Source organism: Mycobacterium sp. NPDC051804 (genome assembly GCF_044452905.1).
Taxonomy (GTDB): Bacteria; Actinomycetota; Actinomycetes; order Mycobacteriales; family Mycobacteriaceae; genus Mycobacterium.
Genome location: NZ_JBITCD010000003.1, coordinates 755,662 through 769,770, shown reverse-complemented (window position 1 = coordinate 769,770; position 14,109 = coordinate 755,662). Strand labels below are relative to the sequence as shown.

Here is a 14,109-nt window from a genome sequence, read left to right as displayed (position 1 = left end):
ACCCTCAGACACGCACGCTCGGCACTCGAATATGACGCTACAAATACTCAGGCAATGCAATCGAATCCGCGGTTTTGAACCAGAGTTTTGCCGCGATGGGGCGGAACGGCCAGCGCTGCATCCACTTCATCACCAGCGCAGTGGACGTGATGTCGGAATCCTTCATCGGAGCGAACCTGTCGAGGCTGTTCGGCAGCTCCTGGCATTTGTCGACGTAAGGACGCATGACGGTTTCGTAGCGAGCCAATTTCGACGAAATATGTTCGGTGTCAAAGCAATTTGCTGGGCCGAGCTCGCCCGCCAACACGTACGCGCCGACAAGGGCGAGGCTGGTCCCCATCCCGCTGAGCGGGGAGGCGCAGTAGCCGGCGTCACCCACAAGAGTGACGTGACCGGATGACCAGGACGGCATGTGGACCTGGGCGTAGGAGTCGAAATAGAAGTCGTCGGCCTCCTGCGCCGCGGCCAGCAGTGCGTCACATTCCCACCCCGCTCCCGCGAATCGCTCGACGAGAATCTGGCGCTGCTCGTCGAGGTCGTGTCGGTCGTACGTCAAAGGTTCTGACTGAAAGGTGAACCCGGCCTTCGCGATAGCCGGGTCATGTGACGGACGCATCGAGGCGTTGAGTCCACCGGGCGCCTGGTAGATCAGGAACCACCCGTCCAGTCCGACGCGATCGGGTGCCGAGAACCAGGCGTTGTAGCCGCCGACCGGCGTGACGAATTGGTCTTCCGGTCCGAAGGCCAGTCTCCGCACCGCTGAGTGTGGACCGTCGGCGCCCACAATGAGGTCCGCCCGCAACATCGTTCCGTCGGAGAGAGTGACCTCGGCGCCGTCCTCGGCCTGCTCCACCTCCGAAATGCTTGTACCGAAACAGTATTCGGTGCTGTTCTTGGTGGCTTGGTACAACACGTCGACTAGATCGCCGCGCAGAATCTCCAGTTTGGACACGAGGCCGTTGCCGTCGAACGCAGTCACCGGCATCTCGGCGCGCCTGCTGCCGTCGGATTTCACCCAGGCGGCGCCGGCTTGCTCGACTGCCCGCGCGCGCATTTGGTCGATCAGGCCCATCCGTTCGACGACGTCGCCGCCCGCGCCCCGTAGGTCAACGGTTTGTCCGCCGGGCCGAATGCCGGGTGCGATCTCCACGACGATGACCCGATATCCGTTGCGGGTCAGCCAGAACGCCAGTGCGGGGCCGGCGATGCCGGCCCCGCTGATTACGACGGTGGGCTGGGTCATCGCACCACCGTAGCGTCAGATGTCGAGAGCTTGGTAGGTGCGCCGGACGAATTTGGGTTGTGCGCTTTGCAGTTTCGCCAGCGACGTATTGCCCGCGATGGCCGCGGCTGCGTCCACGCTCAGCTCGGGCAGATTCTGAATGAGGTAGATGAGCACGAGATCGGCGCTCGGGTCCGCCTGCCACCAGGTGCCGTAGGCGCCGGGCCAACCGAAGGTGCCGAGTCCACCGGGCCCGAACAGTTGCCGCGACTTGGTGGGGTCGGTCACCACGGAGAGGTTGAGCCCGAAGCCGCGGCCTAGCCAATACGGCATCCCCAGAAAGTCGTGCTGCTTCTGTTCGTCGGTCAACCGGTCGGTGCGCATCAGTTGAACCGACTTCTCGGACAGGACCTTGACACCGTCGAGCGTGCCGTTGGCAAGCAGCATCCGTGCGAACCGAAGGTAGTCGTCGACGGTCGACCACAGACCGGCGCCGCCGGTGCAGAACGGGGGATCGGTGATCGGCGCCGGACCCATCACGTCGTGCTGCAACGTCATGTTCGCGTCGAGTTTGTACATCGTCGCGGCACGACGACGCCCCGCGGTGCCCACCGAGAAGCCGGTGTCGACCATTTCCAGCGGTCCGAAGATGCGCTCGGACAACACATCAGACAGTGACTTGCCCTCGATCCGCGACAGCGCGATGCCCAGGACGTCGGTGGCGTGACTGTAGGTGAGGCGGTCGCCGGGCTGGTGGACGAGCGGTAGCGTCGCAAGCTCGGCCAGCCAGCGGTCCTGATCCTGGCGGAAGGACATCCGACCGTAGGCCTTGCTCAGCGGACCGAGCACTGAGAACGAGTAGGCGAGTCCGCTGCGGTGGGTCATCAGATCGTCGATCGTGATCTGCCTGAACGCAGGAGTGGTCTTGTCGAGGGAACCGCGCGGATCGACGAGTACCTGCATGTCGGCCAGCTCGGGCAGCCACGTCGACACCGGGTCGGACAGCGAGAGCTTGCCCTCCTCGACGAGGCTCATCGCGGCGGCCACTGTGACGGGCTTGGTCATCGACGCGATGCGGAAGATGGTGTCCCGCTCCATCGGCTGGCCCGCGTCGACGTCGCGGTAGCCGAGCTCGTTGACTTGGAGCACCTCGCCCGAACGCCACACCAGCGTGACGGCACCGGCGAGCAGCCCGCCGTCGATCGCCTCTTGGATGGATGTCTGGTTACCGTCGAGCTTCACCCGCGTCAGCGTACTGAAGCGCCGGTGACGGATGGTGTCGCGTGTGGCGAGCCGAAATGCAGGTGCTAAGCTCCCCGCAGTTTCGACATCCTTTAAAGAGCCGTCCTGAGAGGCGGAGAAGGAGGTCAGGGTCTTTGGGCGCGCCTGGCACCGACCGGGAACTGATGTCCGCAGCGGACGTCAGCCGGACCATCTCCCGCATGGCCCATCAAATCATCGAGAAGACCGCGCTCGACGGTTCCGATGCTCCGCCGGTCATCCTGCTCGGTATTCCCACCCGTGGGGTCACGATCGCCGCGCGGCTGGCCGAAAAGATCAAGGAATTCGCCGACGTCACCGTCGCCCGCGGCGCGCTCGACATCACGCTTTACCGCGACGACCTCGACAGCAAGCCGCCCCGGCCGCTAGAAGACACCTCGATTCCAGAGGGCGGTATCGACGGCACCCTGGTGATCCTGGTCGACGACGTCCTCTACACCGGCCGCTCCGTGCGCTCGGCGCTCGACGCGCTGCGCGACATCGGAAGACCCCGCGCCGTGCAGCTCGCGGTCCTCGTCGACCGTGGCCACCGAGAGCTGCCCCTGCGCGCCGACTACGTCGGCAAGAACGTGCCGACTTCACGAGCCGAGAACGTCAAGGTCCGTCTCACCGAAGACGACGACATCGAGGGCATCTGGATCGCACCCCAGGGAGGACCCGCAAGGTGAAACATCTGCTCTCGGCCGCTGATCTGTCTCGTGAGGACGCGGTTGCCATTCTCGACAACGCCGACCGATTCAGCCAGGCGTTGCTTGGACGCGAGATCAAGAAGCTCCCGACGCTGCGCGGCCGCACCATCATCACGATGTTCTACGAGAACTCCACCCGCACCCGGGTGTCGTTCGAGGTAGCCGGCAAATGGATGAGCGCCGACGTCATCAACGTCAGCGCATCGGGATCGTCTGTGTCCAAAGGGGAGTCGCTGCGCGACACCGCCCTCACACTGCGTGCCGCGGGTGCCGACGCCCTGATCATCCGCCACCCGGCATCCGGTGCGGCGCAGCAGCTGTCCGAGTGGACCCGCACCGAGCAGGGCGGCCCCGCGGTGATCAACGCCGGCGATGGCACGCACGAGCACCCGACCCAGGCTCTGCTCGACGCGCTCACCATCCGCCAGCGACTCGGCGACATCGAGGGCAAGCGCGTCGTGATCGTCGGCGACGTCCTGCACAGCCGGGTCGCACGGTCCAACGTGCTGCTCCTCGACACGCTGGGCGCGGAAGTGGTGCTCGTCGCACCGCCCACGCTGCTGCCCGTCGGGGTAGCCGACTGGCCGGTCACCGTGTCCCACGATCTCGACGCCGAACTGCCCGTCGCCGACGCGGTGCTGATGCTGCGCGTGCAGGCCGAGCGGATGAACGGCGGGTTCTTCCCCTCAGCGCGCGAGTACTCCGTGCTCTACGGGCTTTCTGAGAAGCGCCAGGCAATGCTCCCTGGCAACGCGGTCGTTCTGCACCCCGGTCCGATGGTGCGAGGTATGGAGATCGCGTTCTCAGTAGCGGATTCCCCGCAATCTGCTGTTCTGCAACAGGTTTCCAACGGTGTGCATATCCGGATGGCGGTGCTGTTCCACCTGCTGGTGGGCGCTGAGCAGGAGGCGATTAGCGCATGAGCAGCGTGTTGATCCGCGGGGTACAGCTCTACGGCGAGGATGACCGGGTCGACGTACTGGTGTCGGACGGACAGATCGCCGACATCGGTCCCGGGTTGACAGTCCCCGACGACGCCGACGTCGTGGACGCCAGCGGGCAGATCCTGCTGCCCGGATTCGTCGACCTGCACACGCATCTGCGCGAGCCCGGCAGGGAGTACGCCGAGGACATCGAAACAGGCTCGGCGGCAGCGGCTTTGGGTGGCTACACCGCGGTGTTCGCCATGGCCAACACCAACCCGGTCGCCGACAGCCCGGTCGTCACCGATCACGTTTGGCATCGCGGCCAGCAGGTCGGGCTCGTCGACGTACATCCGGTGGGTGCCGTCACGATGGGCCTGAACGGCGCGCAGCTCACCGAGATGGGCATGATGGCCAACGGCGCCGGGCAGGTGCGGATGTTCTCCGACGACGGCATTTGCGTGCATGACCCGCTGATCATGCGCCGCGCGCTGGAATATGCGACGGGCCTCGGCGTCCTCATCGCTCAGCACGCTGAAGAGCCTCGCCTCACTGTCGGCGCCATCGCGCACGAGGGTCCCAATGCGGCGCTCCTGGGTCTGGCCGGCTGGCCGCGTGCGGCCGAGGAGTCCATCGTGGCTCGCGACGCCTTGCTGGCCCGCGATGCCGGGGCGCGCGTACACATCTGTCACGCCTCCACGGCCGGCACCGTCGAGATCGTCAGATGGGCCAAGGAACAAGGCATTTCGATCACCGCCGAGGTGACACCGCACCACCTCCTGCTCGACGACACGCGCCTGGCCTCCTACGACGGCCGCAACCGGGTGAACCCGCCACTTCGGGAGGCCTCGGACGCCGAGGCTCTGCGTCAGGCGCTCGCCGACGGGGTGATCGACTGCGTCGCCACCGACCATGCGCCGCACGCCGAGCACGAGAAGATGTGCGAGTTCGCCCATGCGCGCCCGGGCATGCTCGGCCTGCAGACCGCCTTGTCCGTGGTGGTCGAGACCATGGTGCGTCCCGGCTTGCTCACCTGGCGCGACGTCGCTCGCGTGATGAGCGAGAACCCCGCCCGCATTGTCGGCCTGCCGGATCAGGGCCGACCCCTGGAGATCGGCGAGCCCGCCAACCTGACCGTCGTCGATCCCGACGCCACCTGGACGGTCGAGGGATCCGAGCTGGCGAGCCGCTCCGACAACACGCCGTACGAGTCCATGGAGTTGCCCGCGGCGGTGACGCTGACGCTGTTGCGGGGCAAGGTCACCGCCCGCGACGGGAAGAGCCCGGCATGAACGGCGAGCGAGCGCAGGCGGATCGCGCATGAACACCGGAACACTCGTGGGGTCGCTGATCATGGCCGCGGTGCTGGCCGTGCTGATCGCCATCATCATCCAGGCGATGCTGCGCGGCTGGCGCCGTCGCGCCGAGCGGCAGGCCGAATTGATCGGGACCCTGCCGCCGCTGCCGGACACCGTGGGATCGGCGATTGTGTCCGCCACCAAAGGAATGTATGTCGGCAGCACACTCGTCCCGCATTGGAACGACCGCGTCGCCGTCGGCGATCTCGGGTTCCGTCACAAGGCGGTGCTGACCCGTTACCCCGAAGGGATCATGTTGCAGCGCAACGGTGCAGGACCGATTTGGATACCCGAAGAATCGATCACCGCGATTCGCACCGAACGGGGAGTGGCCGGGAAGGCGCTGACCCACGACGGCATCCTCGCGATCAGATGGCGCCTGCCGTCGGGTACCGAGATCGACACGGGATTCCGCGCCGACAACCGCGCCGCCTACGAGCCGTGGCTGGAGAAGGCATGAGCACGAGCAGGGCAGTGCTGGTGCTCGAGGACGGGCGCATCTTCACCGGCACGGAGTTCGGTGCGGTCGGCGAAACGCTCGGAGAGGCCGTGTTCTCCACCGGCATGTCCGGGTACCAGGAGACCTTGACCGACCCGAGCTATCACGGGCAGATCGTGGTGGCCACCGCTCCGCAGATCGGCAACACCGGCTGGAATCAGGAGGATGCCGAGAGCCGTGGCGACAAGATCTGGGTCGCCGGTTACGCCGTACGCGATCCGTCCCCGCGGGCGTCGAACTGGCGCGCGACAGGCACTCTCGACGATGAGCTCGTCCGTCAGGGCATCGTCGGGATCGCGGGAATCGACACCCGCGCCGTGGTGCGGCACTTGCGCAGCCTCGGCTCGATGAAGGCCGGGGTGTTCTCCGGAGATGCTCTCGCGCACGCCGACGAACTGCTCGGGCGTGTTCGCGATCAGCCGTCGATGCTGGGTGCCAACCTGGCAGGTGAGGTGAGCACGGACGCCACCTACGTCGTCGAACCCGAGGGCGCCCAACGCTTCACGGTCGCGGCGATCGATCTCGGCATCAAGACCAACACGCCGCGCAACTTTGCCAACCGCGGTATCCGCAGCCACGTCCTGCCGTCGACGGTCACCTTCGACCAGATCGCCGACCTCAAACCCGACGGAGTCTTTCTCTCCAATGGGCCCGGCGACCCGGCCACCGCCGACCACATCGTCGGCGTGACACGGGAAGTCCTCGGTGCGGGTATTCCGCTGTTCGGCATCTGCTTCGGCAATCAGATCCTCGGCCGCGCGCTGGGGCGCTCGACGTACAAGATGGTCTTCGGCCACCGCGGTATCAACGTGCCCGTCATGGACCACGCCACGGGCCGAGTCGCGGTGACGGCACAGAACCACGGATTTGCGCTCGAGGGTGAGGCCGGCGAGACGTTCGACACCGAATTCGGTACCGCGATAGTCAGTCATACCTGTGCCAACGACGGTGTGGTCGAGGGCATCAAACTGGTTGATGGGAGAGCCTTTTCGGTGCAGTACCACCCTGAGGCCGCAGCGGGCCCACACGATGCCAACTACCTGTTCGACCAGTTCATCGACATGATGGCGGAGGGCCGCTGATGCCGAAGCGCAGCGACCTCAACCACGTGCTCGTGATCGGCTCCGGGCCGATCATCATCGGCCAGGCTTGTGAGTTCGACTACTCGGGAACCCAGGCATGCCGCGTGCTGCGGGCCGAAGGCCTGCAGGTGAGTCTGATCAACTCCAATCCGGCGACGATCATGACGGACCCGGAATACGCCGACCACACTTATGTCGAACCGATCACCGCGGCTTTCGTCGAAAAGATCTTCGCCCAACATGCCGAGCGCGGCAACAAGATCGACGCGCTGCTGGCCACCCTCGGCGGGCAGACCGCGCTGAACACCGCTGTCGCGCTTTACGAGAACGGCGCGCTCGACCGCTGGGGCGTGGAGTTGATCGGTGCCGACTTCGAAGCGATCCAGAGGGGCGAGGACCGGCAGAAGTTCAAGGACATCGTCAGCAAGGTCGGCGGCGAATCCGCGCGCTCCCGCGTGTGTTTCACGATGGACGAGGTTCGCGAGACCGTCGCCGAGCTCGGATTGCCAGTCGTCGTGCGGCCGTCGTTCACCATGGGTGGACTCGGATCAGGCATGGCGTACTCGGCCGAGGACGTGGACCGGATGGCTGGCGAGGGGCTGGCCGCGTCGCCGTCGGCCAACGTGCTCATCGAGGAATCCATCTTCGGCTGGAAGGAATTCGAGCTCGAGCTGATGCGCGACGGCCACGACAACGTCGTGGTGGTCTGCTCGATCGAGAACTTCGACCCGATGGGTGTGCACACCGGCGACTCGGTGACGGTGGCGCCTGCGATGACACTCACCGACCGTGAGTACCAGAAGATGCGGACCCTGGGCATCGACATCCTGCGCGAGGTCGGCGTCGACACCGGCGGCTGCAATATCCAGTTCGCCGTCAACCCGGTCGACGGTCGTCTGATCGTCATCGAGATGAACCCCAGGGTGTCTCGGTCCAGTGCGCTGGCTTCCAAGGCCACCGGATTCCCGATCGCCAAGATCGCCGCGAAACTGGCGATCGGCTACACCCTCGACGAGATCGTCAACGACATCACCAAGGAAACGCCAGCGTGCTTCGAGCCGACGCTGGACTACGTCGTCGTGAAGGCGCCCCGCTTCGCCTTCGAGAAGTTCCCCGGTGCCGATCCCACCCTCACCACCACCATGAAATCCGTAGGTGAGGCAATGTCGTTGGGCCGCAACTTCATCGAGGCGCTCGGCAAGGTGATGCGGTCGCTCGAAACCAGTCGCGCCGGGTTCTGGACCAAACCCGACCCCGACGTCTCCGTCGACGAGCTGCTCGAGGCGCTGCGAACGCCGACCGACGGACGGCTGTACGACCTCGAGTTGGCTCTGCGCAAGGGCGCGACCGTTGAGCAGGTCGCGGAGGCCTCCGGCGTCGACCCGTGGTTCGTTGAACAGATCGCCGGACTGGTCACGCTGCGCGCCGAACTGCTTGATGCGCCGGTGCTCGACGAGCAGCTGCTGCGGCGCGGCAAGTACCACGGCCTGTCCGACCGCCAAATCGCTGCCCTGCGACCGGAATTGGCCGGTGAGATCGGGGTACGGGCGCTGCGGACGCGGCTCGGCATCCACCCGGTCTACAAGACCGTCGACACCTGTGCGGCCGAGTTCGAGGCGAAGACGCCCTACCACTACAGCAGCTACGAACTCGATCCCGCGGCCGAGAGTGAGGTCGCCCCCCAGACCGAGAGGCCCAAGGTCCTGATCCTGGGGTCGGGGCCTAACCGCATCGGGCAGGGCATCGAGTTCGACTACAGCTGCGTGCACGCCGCCACGACGCTGAGCCAGGCCGGATTCGAGACCGTCATGGTCAACTGCAATCCAGAAACGGTCTCGACCGACTACGACACCGCGGACCGACTGTACTTCGAACCACTCACATTCGAAGACGTGCTCGAGGTGTACCACGCCGAATCCGCCTCCGGCGCAGGAGGTCCCGGTGTCGTCGGGGTCATCGTGCAACTCGGCGGGCAGACACCACTCGGACTCGCGGAGCGTCTCGAGAAGGCCGGTGTGCCCATCGTCGGCACCAGTCCCAAGGCGATCGACCTGGCCGAAGACCGTGGCGCATTCGGAGAGGTCCTCAACACCGCAGGCCTGCCCGCACCACGGTTCGGCACCGCGACCAGCTTCGAACAGGCGCGCCGCATTGCCGCCGACATCGGCTACCCCGTGCTGGTCCGTCCGTCGTACGTGCTGGGTGGCCGCGGCATGGAGATCGTCTATGACGAGGAGACCCTGCAGGGCTACATCACCAGGGCCACCGAGCTCTCACCCGAACATCCGGTGCTCGTGGACCGGTTCCTCGAGGACGCGATCGAAATCGACGTCGACGCACTGTGCGACGGCACCGAGGTGTACATCGGCGGCGTCATGGAGCACATCGAGGAGGCCGGCATCCACTCCGGCGACTCGGCGTGCGCGCTGCCGCCGGTGACCCTGGGCCGCAGCGATGTCGAGTCCGTGCGGCGCGCCACCGAGGCGATCGCGCACGGCATCGGCGTCGTCGGGCTGCTCAATGTGCAGTACGCGCTCAAGGACGACGTGCTCTACGTGCTGGAGGCCAATCCGCGCGCCAGCCGGACGGTGCCATTCGTGTCCAAGGCCACCGCCATCCCACTCGCGAAGGCGTGTGCACGAGTCATGTTGGGCGCCAGCATCGCCCAACTCCGCGAAGAGGGCGTGCTGGCGGCCACCGGTGACGGCGCGACGACCGCGCGCAACGCGCCGGTGGCGGTCAAGGAAGCGGTGCTGCCTTTTCATCGCTTCCGTAAGACCGACGGTGCGCAGATCGACTCGCTGCTCGGCCCGGAGATGAAGTCAACAGGCGAAGTCATGGGCATCGACCACGATTTCGGCAGCGCCTTCGCCAAGAGCCAGACCGCGGCGTACGGATCGCTGCCCGCCGAGGGCACGGTGTTCGTGTCTGTCGCCAACCGCGACAAGCGCTCGCTGGTGTTCCCGGTGAAGCGGCTGGCCGACCTGGGATTCCGGGTTCTGGCCACCGCGGGCACCGCTGAGATGCTGCGCCGCAACGGCATTCCGTGCGACGAGGTGCGCAAACACTTCGAGCAGCCGGGGGAGGGGCGGCCCGTTTCGTCCGCCGTGGACCTGATCAAGTCCGGTGAAGTGGACATGGTGATCAACACCCCATACGGCAACTCCGGTCCACGCATCGACGGCTACGAGATCCGCTCGGCCGCAGTGTCGATGAACATTCCGTGTGTCACCACCGTGCAGGGCGCCTCGGCTGCGGTGCAAGGCATCGAGGCCGGAATCCGCGGGGACATCGGTGTGATGTCGCTGCAGGAACTGCACAGCGTGCTGGGGCCGTGACAGGATTCGGTGCCCGGTTGGCCGAGGCGATCGCCGCCCGCGGACCACTGTGCCCCGGTATCGATCCGCATCCCGAGCTGCTGCGCGCATGGGGGCTTACCGTCGACGCCGACGGGCTGGCGCGGTTCAGCGACATCTGCGTCGAGGCGTTCTCCGGCTTTGCGATCGTCAAACCGCAGGTGGCGTTCTTCGAGGCGCACGGCGCGGCGGGATTCGCAGTGCTGGAACGCACGATTCGGGCGCTTCGTGACACTGGTGTGCTGGTGCTTGCCGATGCCAAACGCGGCGACATCGGGTCGACGATGGCCGCCTACGCGAATGCGTGGGCCGGCGATTCGCCACTGGCCGCAGACGCAGTGACCGCATCGCCGTATCTGGGCTTCGGGTCGTTGCAGCCGCTGCTCAGCACCGCGGCGGCCAACGGCCGTGGTGTCTTCGTCCTCGCGGCGACATCCAACCCGGAGGGTGCGAGCGTCCAGCGCGCCGAGACCGCCGGACGAAGCGTGGCGCAGTCGATCGTGGATGCCGCGGCCGCGGTCAACCGCGACAGCGTGCCCGAGCCGGGATCTGTCGGCGTCGTCGTCGGCGCCACGCTCGCCGAACCACCGGATGTCAGCGCCTTGGGCGGCCCGATGCTCGTTCCCGGCGTGGGGGCGCAGGGCGGACGCCCCGAAGCACTGGGCGGTCTCGGTGGATCCCATCGCGGGCAGCTGCTTCCCGCGGTGTCGCGTGACGTGTTGCGGGCCGGTCCCGATGTCGCGAAGGTGCGCTCGGCGGCCGAGAAGTTCCGCGATGCTGTGGCGTATCTAGCATGAGCGCTGGCGTTTCACCGTTTTCGCGGTAGGAGTCGCGTCAGCAGCACGATCGTGACGAGGCCCCCGACTCCGAGCAGTGCGAGCAAGATCAGATAGCTCACGTTGCCGCGGTCGCGGGTGCGGTAGACGACCTGCTGGAAGGGCGTATCCGAGGGCGCTTGCCCGAATATGTAGTCACCCTCGATCGCTGTCGGTTCGTAGATCGTGTTCTTCCACCTCGTCAAAAACGCTGCGTCACCGACGTAATCGGCCAGTGCGGGGGAGGCGCCGCGATCGATCTGGCCGGCGAATTCGAGAGTCGGCCTATCGCCAGGAACCGGAACCGCCGACGGATCCATCCGATGCTGTGCCAGCACGTACAGGTCGATGTACTGCGACATCGTCGCCGATCGCGACAGTCGCATCGGGTAGACGACGGTGTCGGAGGCGAACGAGAGCCGTAGCGGCTGAAGGGCTCCCGTCAATGAACCGCCTGATTCAGCGGGAACCAGTCGAACCGCCACGATCTCCCAGCCGTCGGCGACGTATGGGGCGAGGTTCTCGTCGAGACTGTCGGGATGTGGAAATCCGTTGTCGCTCAGCCAATTTGCCAACGAGGTCGGATCCTTGGCCGCCAGCCGGGTGACGTCGAACGGTCCGAGGCGCTGACGGTCGAGCACGTTGACGGCGCCGGACGGTGCGCCTGCGGTGTCCGATGCCGATCCGGCCCAAACCAGCCAGGGGATGGTCGGCCACCACGAATCGCGGTACTCGATACGTGGTGCGGTGAGCTTGGTGAGTTCGGAGAACACCTCTGCCTCGCCCAGGGTGACGCGCGCGGCAGACGGCACCGGCATGATCCAGGCGGCTTCGTCCGATGAGCCCGTCACCGACAACGACATCAGGATGTCCTCGGTGGTGCCGTCCCAGGCAATCAGCGCCCGCTCGTCGGCGACCGAGGAGTCGGAATTGTCGGCGACGTAGGCTCCACAGCCGCACGCCCACGCCGTGCTCGCGATGTTGAACAGAGCTGCCCCGATCAATGCAGCGAGTACCAGGGCGACGGATCGACAGACGCGTGCGGTCACGGCGACCTCCTCGCGGCGAAGTCTATTTCGTACCTGGCCTCTATCGGACGCCCGTGCAGCGAATCACGTTGGCAACACATGTCACTTCTGCCTCATTGGCACCGCTGGTCGCGCTCTACCGGGCGGTTTTTGAATCCATTTGGTGTTTTGACGCATGCGTAGCCGTTCTAACTGGCCGGTCGAGTGGCTGCGACACGCCCGACATGCGGTGACCAGGCAAAATTTTCTTTTCAGGCCTCGAAACCCGCCCGATGTGTGGTCCAGGCCACAGATCGCGTAGGTCGGTAGGCCACCCCATAGCGGTCGAAATACCTTGATACGCAGGTGAATCCGGCTCGTTGACAGTTGAAACCGACGCTTTCGGGCGGTTCTGGGCGTTTGGCCTCTCGCGGCGGCACTGCCTTACACGCTGGGCTTTTGGTGTCAGAACGAGGGGGTGGGGTTCGCTTTCATCAGGTTGCGTGGGTACGGTCGTCGTCGCTGGCTGTTGTGGAATTTTTCATACCAGCCGATAAGAAAACAATGATGGTGTGAGAGACGGAGGAACCCGTGGCCCTTCCCCAGTTGACCGACGAGCAGCGCGCGGCAGCGTTGGAGAAGGCTGCTGCCGCACGTCGCATACGTGCCGAGCTCAAAGACCGGCTCAAGCGCGGCGGCACCAACCTCAAGCAGGTGTTGAAGGATGCCGAGACCGATGAGGTCTTGGGCAAGATGAAGGTTTCTGCCCTTCTGGAGGCGTTGCCCAAGGTGGGCAAGGTCAAGGCGCAGGAAATCATGACCGAACTCGAGATCGCCCCGACCCGCCGCCTGCGTGGCCTGGGAGATCGCCAGCGCAAGGCGCTGCTGGAAAAGTTCGACCAGTAATTCCGGGCGCATAAGTTGAGCGCCGGCCGGGGGGCCGGACGGGCGATCGTGCTGTCCGGCCCCTCTGCCGTCGGGAAATCCTCTGTTGTCCGCTGTCTGCGTGACCGCGTTCCCGACCTGCATTTCAGCGTGTCCGTCACCACCCGGGCCCCGCGCCCGGGCGAGGTCGACGGCATCGACTATTCGTTCATCACCGCCGAGCGGTTTCAAGAGCTGATCAACCACGGGGCCCTGCTCGAATGGGCCGAGATCCACGGCGGCCTGCATCGCTCCGGCACCCCGGCGGAACCCGTCCGGAAGGCCATCGAGGCGGGCTGTCCGGTTCTCATCGAGGTGGATCTGGCCGGGGCCCGCGCCGTCAAGAAATCCATGCCGGAAGTCCTCACCGTTTTTCTCGCGCCGCCCAGCTGGGAAGCCCTGGAGAGTCGGTTGATCGGGCGTGGCACCGAGACCCCAGAAGTAATGGCCCGTCGGCTGGCCACCGCACGCGACGAACTGGCAGCTCAGAACGACTTCGATGTCGTCGTCGTGAACAGCGAATTGGAGTCTGCGTGCTCCGAATTGGTATCCTTGCTGGTGGCCCATGGTGAGCCACCCGAATTTCACGCATAACCGCCAGGAGATCTGCTACGTGAGCACCCCCCACGCCGACGCCCAGCTGACCGCTGTCGACGACATCGAGTCCGGCGCCGGCGCCTATGACACGCCGTTGGGCATTACCAATCCGCCCATCGACGAGCTGCTCGACCGCGCGTCCAGCAAGTACGCGCTCGTGATCTACGCCGCCAAGCGGGCGCGCCAGATCAACGACTACTACAACCAGCTCGGCGACGGCATCCTCGAATACGTCGGACCGCTGGTCGAACCCGGTCTCCAGGAGAAGCCGCTGTCGATCGCGATGCGGGAGATCCACGGCGACCTGCTCGAGCACACCGAAGGCGAGTAGCGGAGGAGACCCGGCGATGAGCCTG

At 65.8% G+C, this 14,109-nt stretch carries 13 protein-coding genes; 10 read left to right on the top strand and 3 right to left on the bottom strand.

Going from position 1 to position 14,109, the window contains the following annotated elements; translation table 11 throughout:
• Positions 1–37: 37 nt before the first annotated feature.
• Positions 38–1,243, bottom strand: a complete 1,206-nt coding sequence (locus tag ACIA48_RS14820; protein WP_396732408.1) for an FAD-dependent monooxygenase — start codon at positions 1,241–1,243, stop codon at positions 38–40.
• 15 nt (positions 1,244–1,258) lie between these two features.
• Positions 1,259–2,464, bottom strand: coding sequence for a serine hydrolase domain-containing protein (locus tag ACIA48_RS14815; protein ID WP_396732406.1), 1,206 nt, complete (start codon positions 2,462–2,464; stop codon positions 1,259–1,261).
• A gap of 134 nt (positions 2,465–2,598) precedes the next feature.
• Here ACIA48_RS14815 and pyrR point away from each other — a divergent pair, with 134 nt between their 5' ends.
• From pyrR to pyrF, 7 genes are read left to right on the top strand one after another with little or no spacing between them, the layout of a single operon-like run.
• Complete coding sequence (pyrR, locus tag ACIA48_RS14810; RefSeq protein ID WP_396732403.1) at positions 2,599–3,171, top strand: bifunctional pyr operon transcriptional regulator/uracil phosphoribosyltransferase PyrR; 573 nt, start codon at positions 2,599–2,601, stop codon at positions 3,169–3,171.
• Complete coding sequence (locus tag ACIA48_RS14805; RefSeq protein ID WP_396732400.1) at positions 3,168–4,115, top strand: aspartate carbamoyltransferase catalytic subunit; 948 nt, start codon at positions 3,168–3,170, stop codon at positions 4,113–4,115. Before pyrR ends, ACIA48_RS14805 begins: the two co-directional genes overlap by 4 nt.
• Positions 4,112–5,407 (top strand): dihydroorotase, encoded by a 1,296-nt coding sequence (locus ACIA48_RS14800; RefSeq protein WP_396732397.1) that lies wholly within the window; start codon positions 4,112–4,114, stop codon positions 5,405–5,407. The genes ACIA48_RS14805 and ACIA48_RS14800 overlap by 4 nt, the downstream gene beginning before the upstream one ends.
• A gap of 28 nt (positions 5,408–5,435) precedes the next feature.
• A complete protein-coding gene (locus tag ACIA48_RS14795; RefSeq protein ID WP_396732394.1) occupies positions 5,436–5,933 on the top strand; it encodes a transporter in 498 nt (165 codons plus the stop codon).
• A complete protein-coding gene (gene carA / locus ACIA48_RS14790) occupies positions 5,930–7,054 on the top strand; it encodes a glutamine-hydrolyzing carbamoyl-phosphate synthase small subunit (RefSeq protein ID WP_396732390.1) in 1,125 nt (374 codons plus the stop codon). The genes ACIA48_RS14795 and carA overlap by 4 nt, the downstream gene beginning before the upstream one ends.
• A complete protein-coding gene (gene carB, locus ACIA48_RS14785; RefSeq protein ID WP_396732387.1) occupies positions 7,054–10,392 on the top strand; it encodes a carbamoyl-phosphate synthase large subunit in 3,339 nt (1,112 codons plus the stop codon). Before carA ends, carB begins: the two co-directional genes overlap by 1 nt.
• The gene (pyrF, locus tag ACIA48_RS14780; RefSeq protein WP_396732384.1) at positions 10,389–11,207 is read left to right on the top strand and encodes an orotidine-5'-phosphate decarboxylase; all 819 of its coding nucleotides are present in this window, start codon (positions 10,389–10,391) and stop codon (positions 11,205–11,207) included. The genes carB and pyrF overlap by 4 nt, the downstream gene beginning before the upstream one ends.
• An 11-nt stretch (positions 11,208–11,218) precedes the next feature.
• Here the strand turns inward: pyrF and ACIA48_RS14775 are convergent, their stop codons facing one another.
• Positions 11,219–12,274 (bottom strand): DUF2330 domain-containing protein, encoded by a 1,056-nt coding sequence (locus ACIA48_RS14775; RefSeq protein WP_396732381.1) that lies wholly within the window; start codon positions 12,272–12,274, stop codon positions 11,219–11,221.
• Positions 12,275–12,823: 549 nt separating this feature from the next.
• Here ACIA48_RS14775 and mihF point away from each other — a divergent pair.
• The 3 genes from mihF to rpoZ are packed head-to-tail and all read left to right on the top strand — an operon-like array spanning position 12,824 to position 14,084.
• Entirely contained in the window at positions 12,824–13,138 is a 315-nt protein-coding gene (gene mihF / locus ACIA48_RS14770) for an integration host factor, actinobacterial type (protein WP_006244838.1), read from the top strand.
• Positions 13,139–13,153: 15 nt separating this feature from the next.
• Positions 13,154–13,750 carry a guanylate kinase gene (gene gmk, locus ACIA48_RS14765; RefSeq protein WP_396732377.1) on the top strand — a complete coding sequence of 199 codons (597 nt, stop codon included), beginning with the start codon at positions 13,154–13,156 and terminating at the stop codon, positions 13,748–13,750.
• Between the two features lie 19 nt (positions 13,751–13,769).
• The gene (rpoZ, locus tag ACIA48_RS14760; RefSeq protein WP_041304056.1) at positions 13,770–14,084 is read left to right on the top strand and encodes a DNA-directed RNA polymerase subunit omega; all 315 of its coding nucleotides are present in this window, start codon (positions 13,770–13,772) and stop codon (positions 14,082–14,084) included.
• Positions 14,085–14,109 lie beyond the last annotated feature (25 nt).